Annotated in this window: 21 protein-coding genes; 9 read left to right on the top strand and 12 right to left on the bottom strand. The window is 58.3% G+C overall.

The features are described from left to right. Window positions 1–26 precede the first annotated feature (26 nt). The 3 genes from JONANDRAFT_RS07565 (at window position 27) to JONANDRAFT_RS07555 (ending at window position 1,939) form a co-directional block, all read left to right on the top strand. Window positions 27–803, top strand: coding sequence for a DUF4198 domain-containing protein (locus JONANDRAFT_RS07565; protein WP_008523434.1), 777 nt, complete (start codon window positions 27–29; stop codon window positions 801–803). A 231-nt stretch (window positions 804–1,034) separates the two neighbouring features. Beyond that, complete coding sequence (locus tag JONANDRAFT_RS07560; RefSeq protein ID WP_008519724.1) at window positions 1,035–1,424, top strand: Fur family transcriptional regulator; 390 nt, start codon at window positions 1,035–1,037, stop codon at window positions 1,422–1,424. Between the two features lie 38 nt (window positions 1,425–1,462). Beyond that, window positions 1,463–1,939, top strand: coding sequence for a 6-pyruvoyl trahydropterin synthase family protein (locus JONANDRAFT_RS07555; RefSeq protein WP_008519722.1), 477 nt, complete (start codon window positions 1,463–1,465; stop codon window positions 1,937–1,939). A 140-nt stretch (window positions 1,940–2,079) separates the two neighbouring features. Here the strand turns inward: JONANDRAFT_RS07555 and JONANDRAFT_RS07550 are convergent, their stop codons facing one another. From JONANDRAFT_RS07550 to JONANDRAFT_RS07530, 4 genes are all read right to left on the bottom strand, one after another. Further along, window positions 2,080–2,259 (bottom strand): hypothetical protein, encoded by a 180-nt coding sequence (locus JONANDRAFT_RS07550; protein WP_008519721.1) that lies wholly within the window; start codon window positions 2,257–2,259, stop codon window positions 2,080–2,082. Between the two features lie 525 nt (window positions 2,260–2,784). Then, the gene (locus JONANDRAFT_RS08270; protein WP_008519717.1) at window positions 2,785–2,979 is read right to left on the bottom strand and encodes a hypothetical protein; all 195 of its coding nucleotides are present in this window, start codon (window positions 2,977–2,979) and stop codon (window positions 2,785–2,787) included. Between the two features lie 49 nt (window positions 2,980–3,028). After that, complete coding sequence (iadA, locus tag JONANDRAFT_RS07535; protein ID WP_008523432.1) at window positions 3,029–4,198, bottom strand: beta-aspartyl-peptidase; 1,170 nt, start codon at window positions 4,196–4,198, stop codon at window positions 3,029–3,031. Window positions 4,199–4,355: 157 nt separating this feature from the next. Further along, window positions 4,356–5,078, bottom strand: coding sequence for a transporter substrate-binding domain-containing protein (locus tag JONANDRAFT_RS07530; RefSeq protein WP_008519712.1), 723 nt, complete (start codon window positions 5,076–5,078; stop codon window positions 4,356–4,358). 147 nt (window positions 5,079–5,225) lie between these two features. On the opposite strand from JONANDRAFT_RS07530, the gene ybaK reads away from it, so the two are divergent. Next, the gene (gene ybaK / locus JONANDRAFT_RS07525; RefSeq protein WP_008519710.1) at window positions 5,226–5,729 is read left to right on the top strand and encodes a Cys-tRNA(Pro) deacylase; all 504 of its coding nucleotides are present in this window, start codon (window positions 5,226–5,228) and stop codon (window positions 5,727–5,729) included. Then, window positions 5,726–6,028, top strand: coding sequence for a hypothetical protein (locus JONANDRAFT_RS07520; protein WP_008519708.1), 303 nt, complete (start codon window positions 5,726–5,728; stop codon window positions 6,026–6,028). The genes ybaK and JONANDRAFT_RS07520 overlap by 4 nt, the downstream gene beginning before the upstream one ends. Window positions 6,029–6,091: 63 nt before the next feature. On the opposite strand, the gene JONANDRAFT_RS07515 is transcribed toward JONANDRAFT_RS07520, so the two are convergent. Further along, window positions 6,092–6,409, bottom strand: coding sequence for a P-II family nitrogen regulator (locus JONANDRAFT_RS07515; protein WP_008519706.1), 318 nt, complete (start codon window positions 6,407–6,409; stop codon window positions 6,092–6,094). Between the two features lie 20 nt (window positions 6,410–6,429). Next, a complete protein-coding gene (locus JONANDRAFT_RS07510; protein WP_008519704.1) occupies window positions 6,430–7,131 on the bottom strand; it encodes a DUF1538 domain-containing protein in 702 nt (233 codons plus the stop codon). 161 nt (window positions 7,132–7,292) lie between these two features. Between JONANDRAFT_RS07510 and JONANDRAFT_RS07505 the strand changes: the two genes are divergently transcribed. Beyond that, window positions 7,293–8,681 carry an MATE family efflux transporter gene (locus JONANDRAFT_RS07505; RefSeq protein WP_008519702.1) on the top strand — a complete coding sequence of 463 codons (1,389 nt, stop codon included), beginning with the start codon at window positions 7,293–7,295 and terminating at the stop codon, window positions 8,679–8,681. A gap of 79 nt (window positions 8,682–8,760) precedes the next feature. Then, window positions 8,761–9,654 carry a DnaJ C-terminal domain-containing protein gene (locus JONANDRAFT_RS07500; protein ID WP_008523429.1) on the top strand — a complete coding sequence of 298 codons (894 nt, stop codon included), beginning with the start codon at window positions 8,761–8,763 and terminating at the stop codon, window positions 9,652–9,654. Here the strand turns inward: JONANDRAFT_RS07500 and JONANDRAFT_RS07495 are convergent. Continuing rightward, window positions 9,651–9,911: a hypothetical protein gene (locus JONANDRAFT_RS07495; RefSeq protein ID WP_008519698.1), complete on the bottom strand. Its 261-nt coding sequence runs from the start codon at window positions 9,909–9,911 to the stop codon at window positions 9,651–9,653. The two genes, JONANDRAFT_RS07500 and JONANDRAFT_RS07495, sit on opposite strands and share 4 nt — an antisense overlap. A 94-nt stretch (window positions 9,912–10,005) precedes the next feature. Here JONANDRAFT_RS07495 and JONANDRAFT_RS07490 point away from each other — a divergent pair, with 94 nt between their 5' ends. Next, on the top strand, window positions 10,006–10,398 hold the full coding sequence (locus tag JONANDRAFT_RS07490; protein ID WP_008523427.1) for a class II SORL domain-containing protein: 393 nt from the start codon (window positions 10,006–10,008) through the stop codon (window positions 10,396–10,398). Between the two features lie 53 nt (window positions 10,399–10,451). On the opposite strand, the gene JONANDRAFT_RS07485 is transcribed toward JONANDRAFT_RS07490, so the two are convergent. Then, a complete protein-coding gene (locus tag JONANDRAFT_RS07485; RefSeq protein ID WP_008523426.1) occupies window positions 10,452–11,339 on the bottom strand; it encodes a LysR family transcriptional regulator in 888 nt (295 codons plus the stop codon). Window positions 11,340–11,488: 149 nt separating this feature from the next. On the opposite strand from JONANDRAFT_RS07485, the gene JONANDRAFT_RS07480 reads away from it, so the two are divergent. Next, the gene (locus JONANDRAFT_RS07480) at window positions 11,489–12,400 is read left to right on the top strand and encodes a dihydrodipicolinate synthase family protein (RefSeq protein ID WP_008523425.1); all 912 of its coding nucleotides are present in this window, start codon (window positions 11,489–11,491) and stop codon (window positions 12,398–12,400) included. Window positions 12,401–12,495: 95 nt separating this feature from the next. On the opposite strand, the gene JONANDRAFT_RS07475 is transcribed toward JONANDRAFT_RS07480, so the two are convergent. The 4 genes from JONANDRAFT_RS07475 to JONANDRAFT_RS08570 all read right to left on the bottom strand — a co-directional run bounded on the left by JONANDRAFT_RS07475 (window position 12,496) and on the right by JONANDRAFT_RS08570 (window position 17,445). Next, window positions 12,496–13,419 (bottom strand): carbon-nitrogen hydrolase family protein, encoded by a 924-nt coding sequence (locus JONANDRAFT_RS07475; RefSeq protein WP_008519690.1) that lies wholly within the window; start codon window positions 13,417–13,419, stop codon window positions 12,496–12,498. Window positions 13,420–13,622: 203 nt separating this feature from the next. Then, the gene (locus JONANDRAFT_RS07470) at window positions 13,623–15,296 is read right to left on the bottom strand and encodes a formate--tetrahydrofolate ligase (protein WP_008519688.1); all 1,674 of its coding nucleotides are present in this window, start codon (window positions 15,294–15,296) and stop codon (window positions 13,623–13,625) included. Between the two features lie 389 nt (window positions 15,297–15,685). After that, window positions 15,686–16,966 carry a TRAP transporter large permease gene (locus JONANDRAFT_RS07465; RefSeq protein ID WP_008523424.1) on the bottom strand — a complete coding sequence of 427 codons (1,281 nt, stop codon included), beginning with the start codon at window positions 16,964–16,966 and terminating at the stop codon, window positions 15,686–15,688. Continuing rightward, window positions 16,963–17,445: a TRAP transporter small permease gene (locus JONANDRAFT_RS08570; RefSeq protein WP_008523423.1), complete on the bottom strand. Its 483-nt coding sequence runs from the start codon at window positions 17,443–17,445 to the stop codon at window positions 16,963–16,965. Before JONANDRAFT_RS08570 ends, JONANDRAFT_RS07465 begins: the two co-directional genes overlap by 4 nt. Between the last annotated feature and the right edge of the window lie 3 nt (window positions 17,446–17,448).

The following is a 17,448-nucleotide window of genomic DNA, read 5'->3' as shown; positions in this document are numbered from 1 at the left end:
AAGAAGTTCCGAAAAAGGAGTTTTTCATGAAACTGCATAGCGTTACCTGCGCGGCTCTGTGTGGCTTGTCTCTGCTTGCGGCTCCGGCCATGGCTCACCACCTGTGGCTTCGGGCCGTTCCGAGTGAGAAGGGAATCACGGCGAACATGATCTACGGCCACCACTTCCCGAACCCGGAAGATATCCCCGCGCCTCGGCTGTCGATCTTTGACGACGTCAAACTGTTCGACGCCTCGGGCGAGAAGGCCTTCAAGCGCTCTGAGACGCCCAACTACGAGCACAAGCTCGACTCGGCAGCGCCTGCCGGCGGCTCGATCGTGGCAGTAGTTTACAAGCCGACGATCTGGTCCAACGGTCCTGACGGCTGGGCGATGAAGGGCAAAGCCGAGTACCCAACTGCCACCTATACCGAACAGTCCACGATGGGTGCAAAGACCATCCTGGTCAACGGCGACGGCGACATGGCATTCACGATGCAGCCGATCGGTCACAAGCTGGAAATCGTCCCCATGGCTGATATCCGCACGCTTGAAATCGGCAAACCGTTCCCGATCAAGGTCCTTCTGGACGGGAAGGGACTCAAGACTGCCGAGATCAAAGCCCGTTTTGGCGGCTTCTCCGAAGACGACAGCGACGAAGCGTACTACGGCCGAACGGATCTGAAGGGCGAAGGCCACATCATCGCCCTGCGCCCCGGCTTCTGGGCCATCGAGACCCAAGCGGTTGTGAAGGGTGCTGAAGGCGAACCGATTGACGAATACATCTACAAAGCGACCCTCACCTTTGAAGTCCCAGAAAAATAATGAGCAATCAAGGAAGCCGGCCTCGAAAGAGGCCGGCTTCCTTTTGCCTTGCCGGGAACGGTTTGGCCCCCTCCCGCGGCAGATTGAGCGAAGGCAGATGGGCCGATGAAGTTTCAGCGGCGGTCCGAAGGAACTGAAAGTCCTATCGGTCAAGGTCAGAAGAATTTGAGGACGTGACTTCTATTCTGAGAGTATTAAAATTAGATTAATTCTAAAATAGGTGCGTGAAAAATGCCAGCCTACGCGAAGATGATTTTGGACTTAGTCAACAGGCCGGATCACCATTACACGGCGGAGGGGATTTTTCTGGAGCTGAAGAAGGAAAATCCCAAAATCGTTCTGGCGACGGTGTACAACAACCTGAAATCGCTGTGCGATCAAAAGCTGATCCGAAAGGTCTCGGTTGAGGGGCAGCCGGACCGGTACGACCGGATCGTCCGGCACGACCATTTGGTCTGCCGGCGGTGCGGCCGGCTTTCGGACATCAAGCTGTCGGATCTGACCGAGTCCCTGCGCCGGCAGACCGGCATCATCGACCTGACCTACGACCTGAGGATCAATTACCTGTGCCCGCGCTGCCGGGCGGCACAAACTGGGGAGTCTTCTGACGGCGAAGCCTAACCGCCTGGGGGCAAAAAATAAAACGAGGGGGTCATATCATGCGTTCAATCACGAAAGTCAGCATTCAGTACGCTCACCGTTTCTTGGACTATGAGGGCGAAGCTCAGTACCTGCACGGCCATTCGGGACTTTTGACCATCGAGGTTGAAGGGGACGTGGACAAGAGAACGGGTTTTGTGTATCCCTGCAACAGCATGAAGCGCATCGCGTGGGATTACCTGAAAGCGTTTGATCACGCCCTGATCATGCAAGAAAACGATCCGCTTCTGCCGGCCATTCTCAAGGTGTACGAGGAGCAGGGCATCAGAAACGGCGCTGAGACGAACAGGACGCTCGGGGTCGCGTTTGACACGCCGCTGGCCAAGTCCTACCCGGAGTGCCGCCTCGTGGTGGTCAAGAAAGTGGCTACCTGCGAGAACCTGATCGAGATCTTCTACAACCTGATGAAAGACCAGATGAACATCAAGAAGATGACCTTCGCTTCCGGCGACAACAGCGCGTCGATGGACTTCTAGTGAACGCAGAAAAAAGTCAGGGCCGCCCATTGGGCGGCCCTGACTTTTTCTTATGTCCCGCAACAGAGGAAAAATTTTGTGGAATCGGCGGCTGGAAAAGCGCGGCAGGAACAGAAGGTTCAAAAGGAATTTGCGCTGCCTCAGCGGGCGAGAAACGCGTTCGCGAGCCGGTAGGTTTGTTTAATTTCTTTCCCCTCAAGCCGCCAAGTCTTGAGCTCGTCGCGGATCAGGTCGGGATATTTTTCCCTGATGTCCCGGAGCGCGTTCCCGACGGACGTCCGAATGGACTGTTGAAATTTGTTTTCTTTGGGCGTTTTCAAATGGCTCGTCCTGCTAAGTCCCGTGGAGAGAGGGGCGTTGGTTTTGGGGAGGCTCCGGCGGGGGAGCGTTAACGCGTCTCTTCGCCGCGCTTTCGCTCCGTGAGAAACGCGTTCGCGAGCCGGTAGGTTTGTTTAATTTCTTTCGTCTCGAGACGCCAAGTCCTGAGCTCGTCGCGGACTAGGTCGGGGTATTTTTCCCTGATGTCCCGAAGCGCGTTCCCGACGGACTTTCGAACGTATTCGCTCGGGTCCTCCTTGTGGGACGCGAGCCTCTTAACAGCCTCCTGCGGGTGCTCTTTAAAAAAAGGCGGCCCGTCCAGATTCGCAGTCCCTCGGAGACCGCCCGTCTGACGTTCGGGTTTTCGTCGCTCAGCCACATGTCGATGACGGGCAAAGAGTTTTCATATCCGCGGGGTTTGCAAAACTCGTCGAACGCTTTTGCTAGAATTTCCTGAACTCGCCAGTCGCCGACGTTTGAGACGACCTCTTTCATAAATTGTAAGGCGTCGTCTGAGGCCGAGTATCCTAGGAGAAAACGCCGTAGGTTCTGACTTGGCAAACGTCGGGCTGGTAAAGTTCTTTGGCAAAATTCACGGCGGTTTGGGGAGAAAGCGCTTTCCAGTCCCGTTGGGCCGCTTTTTCGATGTCTTTAAACCCGTTGACCGTTTTGGCGAGTTCGTCAATAAGCTGGGCGATTGGGACGGCGGCCGGTTCCCTCATGATGTTCTCCTTTCGTTCGTCTCGGTTGGGCTGACTGGGATTTTTTCGTTCAGCGCTCGTACGTTCCCTTGACGAGGATTTTTCCGTCCCAAACCGCAGGAACGCCTCGGGCGACCACCGATCGAACCGTCCAGTCGTCGTTCAGGACGAGGCAGTCGGCGTCAAAGCCCGGTTTTAGGCTTCCCTTGCCGGGCAGGCCGAGCAGGGCCGCCGGGTTTTTCGTCGCCAGCGAGACGGCGGTCGTCAGGTCAGCGACGCCGCCTGTGACGATGTCCCCGATGGTCTTTAAAATGGACGACGGGCTGCCGACGCCCATGCCGACGAGCTCTTTCTCCTCGTTGAAGACCGGCATGGAGCCGTTGCCGTCGGACGTCAGCGTCACTCGGCTGACGTCAGCTCCGGCGGCGACGAACTGGCCGAATCGGGACGCGGCCTCGTCTGAGGCGGTGATGTCCGCGGCGCCGCCTTCGCGCACCCAGCGGACCGCGTCGCGGGTCAGGTCCTCGCATCGGCCCACGTGGGTGGGCAAAAATTGGGTTTTCGGCACGTCGGTGCCTCGCAGCGCCTCTCGCAGCGGCTCAAGGCCGGTTTCCTCGCTGCCCATGTGGACGCAGACGACGCCGCGCTTGCCCGCCAGCATGGCGGAGACTCGGACCGACGAGACGAGGCTCCGCAGCGCTTCGGCCGACGGGTGGGACGATCGGTGGTCCGACAGGGCGATTTTGCAGCCGATGACCTTGTCGATGAGACAGATGTCCCGAGCCGTCGAGCCGCACAGGTTCGGCCCGGGCAGCTGATACGAGCCGGTGAATATCCACGTCGAAAGCCCTTCGGCGTCCAGCGCCCGGCTTTTCGCCAGCAGGTCTTCGAGGCTTCGGTTGTATCCGTCCGTTCCAAGAAGCCCGACGGCGGTCGTGATGCCCGACCGGGTGAAGTCGGTCAGCTGGGCCGGCGGCGTGCGGAACTGAAAACCGCCCTCGCCGCCGGCGCCGGCAAAGTGGTTATGCCCGTCAATCAGCCCCGGAAGGGTCCGCGCGCCTGATACGTCCATGACGACCAGATCGGGCAGGACCGACCGAATGGACCGCTCGTCCAAGTCCGGGCAGATTTGGGCAATGCGCCCGCCTAAAATCAACAGGCTCGTGATCCCTTGAGGGGCCGGGTCGTACAGGTCGGCGTTCTTTATCAGCAGAGGGGCTGGGGCGTCGCTGCGTTTCACTTTGGTCGCGTCTCCTTTGTGTCCTGTTTTGGCGCGGCAGAGGCCGCGCCGCTGGCGTGAAAGAGGAAATTCTTTTTTCATGATAGCACTAACAGACAAGCGGACAAAAGAAAAACCCGCCGCTGACGCGGCGGGCAGAGGTACGGCTTACGGTTGGTTACTTGAACCACTTGTCCTTCAGGGCCTGCAGAAACCCGTCGGCTTCCATGGCTTTCAGGGCGGCGTCGACCTTTTCCTTCAGCTCGGGCGCGTCCTTGGACATGGCCAGCGCCTTGTCGCCAGTGGAGATCTTCTGCTCGAACAGGGCGATCTTGCCGCCGAACTGCTCGCTTTTCACGTAGTCCTTGGCGACTGGCACGTCCATCAGCGAGGCGTCGGCCCGGCCGAGGACCACTTCCCTCACGCAGTCGTCGTACTTCTGGAACTTCTTCACCGTCACGCCTTCCATCGAGTCGGCGAAGGTGTCCTGAATCGTTCCCAGCTGAACTGTGACGATTTTCCCCTTCAGCTCTTCAATGCTCTTCGGCCCGTCAGGCCGGGTGATGAAGGCGCTGACCGACTCCTCGTAGGGAATCGAAAACGCCACCCGCTTGGCCCGCTCCTCTGTGGCGCTCATGCCCGCCGCGATCATGTCAATCTTTTTCGTCAGCAGGGCTGGAATCAGCGCGTCGAAGGCCATGTCCTGCCACTGAACTTCCATTCCCAGCTTGGCGGCGACCGCTTCTGCCAGTTCGACGTCAAAACCCTCCAGTTTTCCCGACGGACCGATAAACTCGTAGGGCGGGTAGGTGCTTTCCGTCCCCACTTTCAGAACCGGCGCGGCGAATGCCCCGCCCGCCAAAGCCGCCAGAAGCGCTGCGGTACAAATCAGTTTTTTCATGATGAAACCTCCGTTCAGTCAATTTGTTTTTGATGAACTGATGATAATTAAGTTTCGTCGATCTGTCAAGTGAAACTTGCGTTTATTTTTGCTGGGGCCAACGGGTTTTCTGCTACAATACGAAAAGCGACCCGCGGAGGTGAGAACATGGCTCAGGAGATGACGAACGCCGTTCGTATGGCTCAAAAGGCCGGCGTTTCGGTGGAAGTCGTGACGTATCCGGTGGACGAGAGCGACTTGAGCGCTGTTCACGCGTCCAGCGTCCTGGGCATTGAGCTGAATCGGGTGTACAAGACGCTGGCTCTGTTGGGAGACGGTCGGAAGGCGAATCTGGTCGTGGCGTCCATACCGGCGGACTGCGAGGTGGACTTGAAGGCGCTGGCTCGGGCGGCCGGGTACGGCCGAGTCGAGATGGTCCCGCTCAAGGACCTGTTCAGCCTGACCGGGTACCAGCGGGGCGGCTGTTCGCCGCTGGGAATCAAGCGGGCACACCAGTTCTTCTTGGACGAGCGGGCGCTCGCTTTGCCGACGATCGCCGTGAGCGCGGGCCGTCGGGGCGTTCAGATGATCATCGCGCCAAGCGACCTGCTGAAACTGACCGGCGGCAGGGCGGCGCCGGTCGCGAAGGAAGCGGAAGGCGCGGAGAGATGAGGCCGATCCTGTTTGAGAGAGAGACGGAAGAAGGCAGACCGGTTCGCCCTCTGCCGCTTCATCGGCGCGAGCCGGTGATATCGGTCAAGTCTCCCGACGGCGAGGAGCCGGAGGAGCTGGAACCACCGTCCCGGACGGTTCGCCTGCTGTCCCTTTTGGGAAAAATCGGCTCGGCTCTTTTGGGGTTGGCTCTGGTCCTGTGGCTTTTGCAGGGCTGGCACCCGTTTGGGGCGATTCTGGCGTTCTGCGGTATTTTAGGGCTGGTCGCCGTCTCCGGCGGCCGGTCGGACGACGATTGATCGGCGAAGAAAAAATCAGCGGCCCGGACTCGAAGGAGTCCGGGCCGCTTCGTTTTTTCGGCGTCAGTTTTGTGGCGCTGTGATTCGGCTCAGGCCGACGACCTGATTTACCGGCACGGTGAACGCGATGCCTCGGCCGGGAGAATTGAGCTGTCCGGCTTCCGTGACCGCCTTGATGATGGCGTCGCTGTTCTGCGGGGTAATCAGCATGAAGATCAGCTCTTTCGACGACTCGATGGAGAAGCTGAGAAATTTTCGTATCTCCGACGAGGGCGCGCCGCGTCCGTAAAGCGTGGTGGCGCCGAAGGCTCCGGCGGCGTTGGCGGCCTGGACGACCGTGTCGGCCTTGCCCCGTTCAACGATGATGACTAAAAGTTCCATTCTATTTCCTCCTTCAAGCGTCACAGCCGAGCTGCGATGGAAAGGACCATTGTGGCGATCATTGAGCCGAGCGACGTCAGCCCTACCAGCCCAAAGCCGGCGAGCAGGGGGTCGACCCCCGCGATGGAGCCTGCCAGGCCGAGGGCGATGGCCATGTTCACCGGTATGTTCACCGGCCCGGTGGTGGCGCTGGCCGCGTCAAGCGCCACGGCGGCGAACGGCTGAGGGGTGATGCAGGCGAAGAGGCCAACGGTCGCAAGGAGCGGCAGCAGCACCTTGATGTAGGAAACGCCGCTCATCAGCCGCCACAGCCCGAGCCCCATGCCTAGGCCGAAGCCGATCGCCACACCGTTGATCAGGAGCCGGCGGGAGATGACGCCGACCGAGAGCTCTTCCACCTGCAGTGCCAGAGTCCGCAGGGCCGGCTCGACCAGCGTGCCGAAGTAGCCCAGCACGACGCCGACGAGGACGATGAGCCACCGGTGATTCAGGACGTACAGGTTCCGTCCCACCGTGTCGCCCAGCGGGAGCAGGCACAGGTTCGCGCCGACGAGGAAAAAGTGAAGCCCGACGACCGTGTAGGCCAAGCCGATGAGAAAGCTTTTCACGTCGGCCAAGGGCTTCTTGAGCACCACGACTTGAATGACGAGAAGGACGGCAACCAGAGGGAGAACGCTCTTGGCCGTCTGGGCCAGCGGCTGAAGAAATGACAGGGTCTTCACAGCCGAACGACGCTCCTTTCAGGGAAGTTTTGTCCCTATTATAGGCGATCGGTTTCTTCCGTGCCAGAATATTTCCTTACGGTCGATTTTGGCTGACTTTCGGTTGCGCAGAGGTAAAAAAGTATGCTACAAAGTATTCCATATGAGAGGAATGGTGATGTATGGCGCGAAACGATCTGTCTCGGCTGGGAACTGCCCCGCTGGGAAAGCTCTTGCGGGAGTTTGGCGCGCCGGCGGTGGTGTCGCTGGTCGTCAACTCGGTTTACAACATTGTGGATCAGATTTTTATCGGCTGGGGAGTGGGGTATCTGGGCAACGCGGCGACCAACGTGTCGTTCCCGTTGGTCGCAATTACCATGGCCTTGGCGCTTTTGTTGGGCAACGGGAGCTGCTCCAACTTCAGCCTGTCGCTGGGGCGGCGCCAGCCGGAAGAGGCGGCCTTTTTCGTGGGCAACTCGCTGGCGGTTGAAAGCGTCCTCGGCTCGGTCTTAGCAGTCTTTTCATGGGTCTTTCTCACGCCGATGCTGAAGCTGTTCGGCGCGACGCCGACGGTTCTTCCTTACGCTCAAAGCTACGGCGCCATCTGCCTCATCGGCACGCCGTTCGTCATGGTTACCCTCGGGCTGGTCAACCTCATTCGGGCCGACGGCAGCCCCCGCTGGGCCATGTGGTCGTCTCTGACCGGCGCGCTGCTGAACGTGGCGTTAGACCCGATTTTCATCTTTGACTGGGGGCTCGGCATGGGAGTGGCCGGCGCCGCGGCCGCTACGGTCATCAGCCAGATGGTCTCGTTTTTCATGACCGTGGCGTACGCGTTTCGGTTCAACTCGATCACCCTGCAGCGGCACCACTTCAGGATTCAGCGGCAGGTGATGAGTCGAATTTTGTCCTTGGGCGCGTCCAGCCTGCTGAACAACGTCACCTTCATTATCGTCCAAATCTGCATGAACAACGCGTTGGTCAGCTGGGGAACTCAGTCACCCTACGGCTCGGATATCCCGCTGTCGGTCATGGGCATCGTGATGAAGGTCAATCAGATCCTCATCGCCGTTTTGATCGGTATCAGCATTGGCGCTCAGCCGATCTTGGGGTTCAACTACGGGGCCGGGAACATGGGCCGGGTTCGCCGAACCTACGGCCTGTCAGTTTGGACTGCCACAGTCGTCTGCGTCCTCGGCTGGAGCGTCTTCCAGCTTTGGCCCGATCAGGTGATGGAACTTTTCGGCCGGGGGAGCGACCTGTACTTCCAGTTCGCCCGCCGGTGCTTCCGGGTGTACCTGTTCACCATGCCGATCGTGGGCTATCAGATCGTCTCGGGTCTCTATTTTCAGGCGACCGGACGGCCCGGTCGGTCGATCGTGCTCACGCTGGTTCAGCGGATTCTGTTCATGGTGCCGGCAATTCTGCTGCTGCCTCTGGCTTGGGGGTTTGACGGGCTCCTGTACACCATGCCGGTGGCCGACCTGGCGGCCACGGCGGCCACGACGCTGATGATCGTCCCCGAGCTCCGGCGGCTCAGACAGCTGGAAAACTCGCGCCCGTCCGAATAGATCGGTAGAATGGCGTTGCACAGCCGAATAGGGTCACAGTATCATAGGTCAGTATTAGTTAAATAAGAGGTGATGGGCCGTGACGGCTTCGTACAAGGATTATTACAAAATACTCGGCGTCGAGCGCACGGCCGACGGGGCGGCGATCAAGTCGGCGTATCGGAAGCTGGCGAAAAAGTACCATCCGGACGTGAACAAGGCGCCGGACGCGGAAGCCCGCTACAAGGACATTAACGAGGCCTACGAGGTGCTGAACGACCCGCAGAAGCGGGCGACCTACGACCAGCTGGGGCCGGACTGGCAGAGCGCCTCTCAGGGGGCCGGTGGGTTCGGCGGTTTCCCCGGCGGAACGCGGGTGGACTTCGGCGACGCCGGGGACTTCAGCGAGTTCTTCAGGACGATATTCGGCGGTTTTGGCGGCGGCGGCCGGACGTTCCACTCGTCGGCGGGGCGGCGCGGAAGCGACGTGGAAGCGTCGATCGAGCTGTCGATCCGCGAGGCGTTTCACGCGCCGATGCGAAAGACCTTGACGCTTCGGGACGAGCGGGGCAGTCGGGAGATCGAGGTCAACCTGCCCCGGGGGCTCAGCGACGGCACGCGGCTTCGGCTTCGCGGCCAGGGCTCGCCCGGCTTGGGCGGTGGGCCGAACGGTGATCTGTTCGTCACTGTGAGGTTCCGGACTGACCCGGTCTTCGCCGTTCAGGGCTGGGACTTAGAGGTGAAAGTCCCTGTGGCCCCGTGGGACGCCGCTTTGGGCGGCACGGCGAAGGTTCCTACCGTGGACGGATCTGTGACCGTAAAAATTCCGGCCGGCACGAGGGGCGGCATGCGGCTTCGGCTGAAAGGGCGCGGCCTTCCCCTGCGGGAGGAGAGCCTGTCAGGCGACCTGTTCGCCCGGGTGGAGATCACCACGCCGCAGAGCCTGACGCCCCAGCAGAAAGAGCTGTGGGAGCGCCTGCGCGCGCTGGCCTAATAGACGATCAGCAAAAAAGTTTCCAAACAGGGGTTGCTCTTGGCCCGTCGAATCAGTTGGCTGGCGGCCTGCGAAGGCAGGCCGGCGCGGCTGGCTACTCGGCGGGCTTTTTCGTCGGCTTCCTGCCAGAACTTTTCCTCTGTCGCGCCTCTGCGGCGCGCCTCGGCGACGTCCCGCACCGGGAGAATAGAGGCCACGACGCGAATATTGCTGTCCCACCGGCCTGTCGCCGACGCGCGGACTTCCCAGTAAGTCATTTAACGGGTAATCCTCCTTGACTGATTTTCCTTGCGAAACGGCCTCGCGGCCGTCATAATACAAGATATACCACCACTGGAGGAGGTAATCGATATGAAACTTGGCGAATTGATTCAGACTGGCGACTGGAAAGGCGAAAAGCACGTTCCTGTCATCGACGCTCCTGAAACCGTCGCGGCCGGCGAGGCGTTTGAAGTCTGCCTGTCAGTGGGGAAGGAGATCGCTCACCCCAACACGACGGCTCACCACATCAGCTGGATGAAGCTGTTCTTCCTGCCCGACGGGGCAAAAAATCCGATCGAGCTGGCGGACTTCCACTACGTCGCTCACGCTGAATCGCCGAAGGGCGCGGACGAAGGCCCGTCGCTCTGCGAGCCGAAAGGATCTGTGACCCTCAAGCTCAAGACGAGCGGCACGCTGATGGCCCTTTCGTACTGCAATATCCACGGTCTCTGGGGCTCTGAAAAGCCTCTCGCCGTCAAGTAACAAGTTTCTGCGAGGAACTGAAAAAGGCCGGCCCGTTTGGGGCCGGCCTTTTTTTAACTGATGGAGCCGTCCGCCTGGTACGACTGGGCCAGCTGATCGCTCAGCTCCCGGACGACCGCCAGAGCCTTCACGGCGCTGGGCCGGGGATGACGGGGCTCAAGCCGGTAGCAGATTCGCTGCGGCGGCCGCTCGGCCAGCTGCTGGAACGAGAACTCGCCTTCCAGCGCGGCGCGGACGGACTGGGGGACGAGGCACCACTGGTCGGGAGAAACCAGCAGGCGACGGACGAGCGCCACCGTGTCGGGACGGCAGAGCGGCGATACCGTCGGATCCCAAATCTGGTCGTGCCACAGCGCCACGCGGTCGCCCCAGAGGATGGGCAGTTCGCCCTTTGGGTCCAGCTCGTCGGCAGAAACTGCCTCCGGCCAGTCGTCTCGCCGGATCCGCATGACCGACAGGTTCTCGTAAAACAGCGGCGTTGCGGTCACCTGAACCGACGGGCGGGCCGTCAGGACGAAGCCGAGATCCAACTCGTTCCGCTCGATCAGCTCGTAGACCTGCCAGCTCTGGTGAGTCCCCACTTCCAAGTGAATGCTCGGCTCGTTCTGCCGAACCGACTCGAACAGCCCGGCCAACAGATAGACGTTCACGCTGTCAACGGCCCCGATTCGCAGCTTTGAGTCGGCCTCCCGGCCGGTCGTCACCGACTGTAGGGCCGTTTTAATCTGCTCGGCGGCCCGAAGGAACCCGTCTCCGGCCGGCGTGAGACGCACCTGCTTGTCCCCCCGACGGCGGTCGATCATCAAATAGCCCAGCTCGCTTTCCAGCCGCTTGAGCCTCAGGCTCACGGTCGACTGGGTGACGTTCAGCATTTCCCCGGCCTTGCGGAAGCTGCCCGTCGCGGCGATGGCGAGAAACGTTTCGATTTCTGTCAGAAGCACCCTTATTCCCCCGTTCAGAGATGGATATTTATATAGATCATATCATAAATAGTATTCATTGGATTTACCAATGATTGCTTAGCTGGTATGCTGAATTAAGAAACTCGAGCGGTTCAGAACCTGGCGGCAAGGCCAGAGGAGGGGAGACCATGAAGGAAATTCGCGGGATTTTTGCGCCGATCGTCACGCCGTTCACCGATGACGACAAAATCGACTACGAGAGTTTGGCGTTCAACTTGGAGCGGCTGGGACGGACGAAACTGGCTGGAATTGTCGTCATGGGTAGCAACGGCGAGTTCGCGTCCCTGACCCAGCGGGAGAAAATCGACCTGATGAAGTTCGTTCGGGCGCATTTGGCCCCTTCAAAAGCGATGATCGCCGGCACAGGCAGCGAAAGCCTGCCGGTCACAAAAGAGCTGAACGAGGCGGCTGCCGACGCCGGAGCCGACGCCGTACTCGTCCTGAGCCCCACGTACTACAAGGGCGCTCTCACCCCGGCAGGGCTGACCGCGTGGCTGACCGCCGTCGCCGACGCCTCGCCGCTTCCCGTCATGCTCTACAACATGCCGGGCAACTCGGGCGTCAACATTCCTCCGGCCGTGACCGTGGCTCTGTCTCAGCACCCCAACGTGGCGGGGATCAAGGACTCGGGCGGCGTCATCGCCCAGATCGCCCAAGTCGCCCATCAGGCCCGGCCGGGTTTCGCCGTGTTCGCCGGCAGCGGGTCGTTTCTCATGCCCACGCTGCTCGCCGGCGGAGTGGGAGGAACGCTCGCAGTGGCCAACATCGCGCCGGACTACTGCGTCGAGCTGGCCGAGCGTGCTCTGTCGGGGGATATACCGGATGCGCGGCGCATGCAGGGCGAGCTGATTCCGCTCAACGGGGCCGTCACGTCCAAGTGGGGCGTGCCGGGGCTCAAGTGCGCCATGGCTAAGCTGGGCTGGAAGTCAGGACGGCTCCGCCTGCCGTTTTTGCCGCTGGGCGCCGAGGCCGAGCGCCAGCTGGCCGAAACGCTTGAAACGTTCCAGAGCCGAACCGGGTACGACCTGCACGTCGTCTGAGAAGACGGCTAATCGCAGACAAACTCAAGCCGGCACGCCGTGAGGCGCGCCGGCTTGTCTCTTGAACAAGTTCTCTTGACTGCCGCGTATGAACGCTATTTTTCTTCGGCCCGGAACGTGAAGATATCAGGTCGGGAGTAATGGCCGCAGGCGTCAAATTCCATTCGGCTTTTGGCTACCTCGTCCATATCGAGGTCCGCGATGATGATGTCCTCTTTGTCCCAGACCGGCCCAGCAACCACGTGCCCGTACGGGTCGATTACCGAGCTACCGCCGCGGCAAACAGTCCGTTCGAGGGAAGCGACCCGCTCCGGCTCGTGCAGGCCCTTCGGATAGCTCTCCTTCGTGATCAGCAGGTCGGCGTTGATGAAGTAGCAGTGGCCCTCAATAGCCACGTGCCGGATCGTCGACTGCCACTCCTCGTTGTCGTTCGTGTTCGCTGAGATGTAGATCGAGACACCCTTCTCGTAGAGGGCTACCCGCGCCAGCGGCATGTAGGTCTCCCAGCAGATCAGGACGCCCACAGGGCCCCAAGGCGTGGCGACGACAGGGAAGTACCCCTTGTTCCCGTCGCCCCAGACGACCCGCTCGGAGCCAGTCGGCTTGATCTTTCGGTGCAGGGAAAGCAGCTCGCCGGTGGGGCCGAAAATCATGTTGGAGTTGTACAGGGTCCCGCTCACGCCGTCCCGCTCCGAAAAGCCGATGCTGACGTACGCGCCGGCGCGTTTGGCCGCCTCGGACAGGAGCCGCGTCTCTTCGCCGCCGGTCACGACCGAGTTGTCGTAGTAGCGCTTCCAGTCCTCCCGGCCGCCCTCGTCCCGTTTCCCCACCGTGAAGCCAAAGGTCATGCCCACCGGGTAACCGGGGATAAACAGCTCGGGAAAGACGATGAACTCGGCGCCCTTCGCCGCCGCCTCGCCGATCAGCTGAACGGCTTTCGCGACACAGGCGGCCTTGTCAAAAAGAATCGGCTCGGCCTGAACGATTGCCAGACGGCAGTGCTTTTTAAGGTCCTGCATGGTTACGCTCTCCTGTCTTCGCTGGAATAGGATAATAATCTGAAGTTTCTTTATTTTATCTTAGCCCATCAGCTTCGCGCAAGGTCGCGTCCTCTGATGGGCCGATAAAAAGCGAGCCGCCCGATAACTTTCGTTATCGGGCGGCTGAATGTTTAAGTAAGTTGGTGCAGAAGAGTGAAGCTGTTTGGAGAGAAGAGAAGAGTTTAGAACAGACCGGAAATGACGCCGTTCTCGTCCACGTCGATATTGCACGCCGCAGGACGCTTCGGCAGACCAGGCATCGTCATAATCGCGCCGCACAGGGCCACCAAGAACCCGGCGCCGGCCGACAGACGAACCTCACGTACCGTCACGCGGAAACCGGTCGGACGGCCCTTCAAGTTCGCGTTGTCAGAAATCGACGACTGGGTCTTAGCCATGCAGACCAGAAGGTCGTCCTTGCCCAAATCGTGAAACCGCTTCAGGTCCTTCTCCGCGTCCGCCGTGAAGTCCACGCCGTCAGCCCCGTAGATCTTCGTCGCGATGGTCGTGATCTTCTCCTTCGGGCTCATCGACGGCTCGTACAGGTAGTGGAACGTGTTGGGCTGGTCGCAGGCCTCGACAACCGCCTTTGCCATCTCAATACCGCCCTCGCCGCCCTTGGCGAAGATCTCCGACAGGACGACCTTGGCGCCGAGCGCCGCGCACTTGTCCTCGACCAGCTGCAGCTCCTCGGGCCGGTCGGTGGGGAACGCGTTCACCGCCACGACGACCGGCAGGCCGAACGAGTTCATGTTCTCGATGTGTTTCTCCAGGTTCGGGATCCCGGCGGCCAGAGCCTCCATGTTGACCTCGCCCAGCTTGTCCTTCGCCACGCCGCCGTGCATCTTCAGAGCCCGGACCGTCGCCACAATCACGACGGCGTTCGGCTTGATTCCACCGAGACGGCAGACGATATCCAAGAACTTCTCAGCGCCCAAGTCAGCGGCGAAGCCCGCCTCAGTGATCGTGTAGTCGGCCAGTTTCAAGCCGTACTGGGTCGCCATAATGCTGTTGCAGCCGTGGGCGATATTGGCAAACGGCCCGCCGTGGATGAACGCCGGCGTGTGCTCCAGAGTCTGAACAATATTCGGCTTCAGCGCGTCCTTGAGCAACATCGTCATCGCGCCCTGAGCTTCCAAATCGGCGCAGGTCACAGGCTTGCCGTCGTAGGTATAGGCCACGATGATCCGGGAGAGCCGCTCTTTCAGGTCGCTCAGGCTCGTCGCCAGACAGAAGATAGCCATGACCTCGCTGGCCACGGTGATATCGAAGCCGTTCTCGCGGGGCACGCCGTTGGCCTTACCGCCCAGTCCGATGACGATATTCCGAAGCGAGCGGTCGTTCATATCCATCACGCGCTTGAGGACGATCTGTCTGGGGTCGATGTTGAGCGGGTTGCCCTGCTGGAGGGAGTTGTCGAGCATTGCGGCGAGCAGGTTATGAGCGGCCGTGATGGCGTGGAGGTCGCCGGTGAAGTGGATATTGATATCCTCCATTGGGACGACCTGGCTGTATCCGCCGCCGGCGGCGCCGCCCTTGACGCCGAAGACCGGCCCGAGCGAGGGCTCGCGGAGGGCGAGAGCGGCCTTCTTGCCGATCTTGAACATCGCCTGAGCGAGTCCGACGGCCGTGGTGGTCTTCCCCTCTCCGGCGGGGGTGGGGGTGATGGCCGTGACGAGAATCAGCTTGCCGTTGGGGCGGTCTTTGACCGAGTTCCAGAGGTCGTGGGAGATCTTGGCCTTGTAGCGGCCGTACAGCTCGAGATCGTCTTCGGGAATGTTCAGCTTCGCGGCGACGCTGACGATGGGGTCCATCTTGCAGGACTGCGCTATTTCGATATCGCTCGGAAAGGGCATGGATATCTCCTCCTAAATAGAGAAAATTTGCATGGCCGATCATAAGATTCGACTCTACGGCCAGCAATCAACAACATTATACTGTGGTCGAAAAGGTTGAGGATCAGAACTCTGACGGAATGCCGAATAAATAAGGGCAGAACGTCGGACGTTCTGCCCTTAAAAAGCAGCTTGGCTTCCTGTTACTCGGCGTCGCTGATCAGGGCGAGGACGTTGTTTTCGAGGATCTGCTTCTCGTCGAAGTTGATCAGCCGGAGGAAGTAATCTGCAATACGCTCGTACTTGTGCCCAAGCGATCTCTATAATGGGACGGTTTTGACATGGCTTATACCCATCAGCAATACCTTGCATGAACACCTCCAAGTGAGTTGATTTTCAGTTGGTATTCCTCATTTTTTGAAGAGCAAATCTGGCAATACCATTGAAATTTGTGGAATATAGGTAATAAGAAATAAGGCAATAAAGCTGATCAAAATCCATATCCAAACGTCTTTCATTAGTTCGCTGAGGGATATTTTGGTCACTCCTGCGGCGACAAAAAGATTCAGTCCAAAGGGTGGAGTAAACATTCCAATGGCGCCATTTACCACCATAATAATACCCAAATGTACGGGGTGTACACCGAATTGCACCGCAGAAGGCAAAAATAGAGGCGACATTATTGTTTGAATAGACGCTGGATCTAAAAACATTCCGGATATTAACAATATGATGTTGATAACTAATAGAACCATTATTTGAGATTGGGCTACCGAGTTTAGAACCTTTGCTAATGTTGCGGGTATTTGAAGTCTAGTCAGTAACCAAGAAAAAACGCTAGCTCCAGCTAAAATGATCATCACTTGAGCCGTGCCTATAGCCGATTCATAAGCGACATTGACGAGCTCTTTAAAAGAAAGCTCCCTATATATGAAACAACTGACAAAAATGGCATAGACAGATACAATACCTGCTGATTCTGTAGGTGTGCAGAAACCTCCGTAGATACTTCCAATAATCAGAATTGGGATAATTAAGGCCCAACCAGAGCTTTTAAAAGAATTCCATCTGTGTTCGGATGTTGCTTGGGGTCTTAAGGGAACATTGTGTTTTCGAGTGTAATAAGCGCTGTAAAGCATAAAAGCTGTACCATAAATGATGCCTGGGAAAAAACCTGCCAAAAAGAGTTCCCCTATGGAAGTTCCTGTCACTGTACCATATACAATCATGCCGATGCTGGGGGGAATAATCACAGCTACAGAGGAAGCTGCCATGATAAGTCCTACGGAAAATCCCCTGCTATAGCCGCTCTGTTCCATCACGGGTAGCATTAAAGAGCATATCGCTACGACTGTAGCGGGTGAAGAACCGCTGACAGCTCCCAGAAACATGCATGTGAGTACCACGGTATACGCTAGCCCACCACGCTTATGTCCTACCAATGCATTGGTAAAGTCCAATATACGGGGCGCTAAACCGCCTTGATTCATTACATTGGCCGCAAAGATAAAAAAAGGAACAGCCATCAAGGAAAATTTGTCGATACCTGCAAACATCCGCTGGAGTATGATGCCTGGTGTGATTGAAGTAAAGCATGTCAATACAGTAGCAGTTGAAACAATCAAGGCCATAAAAACAGGAAGATTCAATGCCAGCATGATAAATAAAAAGAAGAATAAAATACTTGTCATGATTGTGTGCTTTCTTTTTTTACGGATTTTAACAATGATCGCACCTTGTCTAAGGATTGCAGCGTGTAAAGAGCAAAGCCGATGGGAAAACAAAGATAAATTACGTACATTGGCATATTCCCTATGGTCGATGAAACTTGGTTTGTAGTATAAACTTTCTGAATAAATTTAAAGGATACGATCAACAAAATGGCGCCGAAGATGATTCCTACAACGTTGAGTAAGATTTTGAGGATGCATTTGCCCTTCCTGCTTAAAACATTGGAAAGAACGTCAATAGCAATATGAGATTCTTCACGAATGCACATAGAAGAACCGATGAAAGTAATCCATACAATTAGGTACCGTAGCGTTTCTTCAGCCCAAAAGATGGCAGATTTGAAGAAATAGCGAAGTGTCACATTGACGAAAAGTAAGATGATGGCGAACAAGAGACAAGTTGCTAAAAAAATCTTAGTCGCATGATTAACATATTTCATCTT

This window comes from Jonquetella anthropi DSM 22815 (genome assembly GCF_000237805.1).
Classification (GTDB): domain Bacteria; phylum Synergistota; class Synergistia; order Synergistales; family Dethiosulfovibrionaceae; genus Jonquetella; species Jonquetella anthropi.
The sequence above is the reverse complement of the archived record's forward strand: the minus strand, read 5'-3'. Positions and strand labels throughout refer to the sequence as shown.

What these genes read in the sequence shown, in the direction of transcription:
- JONANDRAFT_RS07565 (WP_008523434.1), top strand. Translation starts at nt 27, where the DNA reads ATGAAACTGCATAGCGTTACCTGCGCGGCTCTGTGTGGCTTGTCTCTG.
- JONANDRAFT_RS07560 (WP_008519724.1), top strand. Translation starts at nt 1,035, where the DNA reads ATGCCAGCCTACGCGAAGATGATTTTGGACTTAGTCAACAGGCCGGAT.
- JONANDRAFT_RS07555 (WP_008519722.1), top strand. Translation starts at nt 1,463, where the DNA reads ATGCGTTCAATCACGAAAGTCAGCATTCAGTACGCTCACCGTTTCTTG.
- JONANDRAFT_RS08270 (WP_008519717.1), bottom strand. Translation starts at nt 2,979, where the DNA reads ATGAGGGAACCGGCCGCCGTCCCAATCGCCCAGCTTATTGACGAACTC.
- JONANDRAFT_RS07530 (WP_008519712.1), bottom strand. Translation starts at nt 5,078, where the DNA reads ATGAAAAAACTGATTTGTACCGCAGCGCTTCTGGCGGCTTTGGCGGGC.
- ybaK (WP_008519710.1), top strand. Translation starts at nt 5,226, where the DNA reads ATGGCTCAGGAGATGACGAACGCCGTTCGTATGGCTCAAAAGGCCGGC.
- JONANDRAFT_RS07520 (WP_008519708.1), top strand. Translation starts at nt 5,726, where the DNA reads ATGAGGCCGATCCTGTTTGAGAGAGAGACGGAAGAAGGCAGACCGGTT.
- JONANDRAFT_RS07515 (WP_008519706.1), bottom strand. Translation starts at nt 6,409, where the DNA reads ATGGAACTTTTAGTCATCATCGTTGAACGGGGCAAGGCCGACACGGTC.
- JONANDRAFT_RS07505 (WP_008519702.1), top strand. Translation starts at nt 7,293, where the DNA reads ATGGCGCGAAACGATCTGTCTCGGCTGGGAACTGCCCCGCTGGGAAAG.
- JONANDRAFT_RS07495 (WP_008519698.1), bottom strand. Translation starts at nt 9,911, where the DNA reads ATGACTTACTGGGAAGTCCGCGCGTCGGCGACAGGCCGGTGGGACAGC.
- JONANDRAFT_RS07490 (WP_008523427.1), top strand. Translation starts at nt 10,006, where the DNA reads ATGAAACTTGGCGAATTGATTCAGACTGGCGACTGGAAAGGCGAAAAG.
- JONANDRAFT_RS07480 (WP_008523425.1), top strand. Translation starts at nt 11,489, where the DNA reads ATGAAGGAAATTCGCGGGATTTTTGCGCCGATCGTCACGCCGTTCACC.
- JONANDRAFT_RS07475 (WP_008519690.1), bottom strand. Translation starts at nt 13,419, where the DNA reads ATGCAGGACCTTAAAAAGCACTGCCGTCTGGCAATCGTTCAGGCCGAG.
- JONANDRAFT_RS07470 (WP_008519688.1), bottom strand. Translation starts at nt 15,296, where the DNA reads ATGCCCTTTCCGAGCGATATCGAAATAGCGCAGTCCTGCAAGATGGAC.
- JONANDRAFT_RS07465 (WP_008523424.1), bottom strand. Translation starts at nt 16,966, where the DNA reads ATGACAAGTATTTTATTCTTCTTTTTATTTATCATGCTGGCATTGAAT.
- JONANDRAFT_RS08570 (WP_008523423.1), bottom strand. Translation starts at nt 17,445, where the DNA reads ATGAAATATGTTAATCATGCGACTAAGATTTTTTTAGCAACTTGTCTC.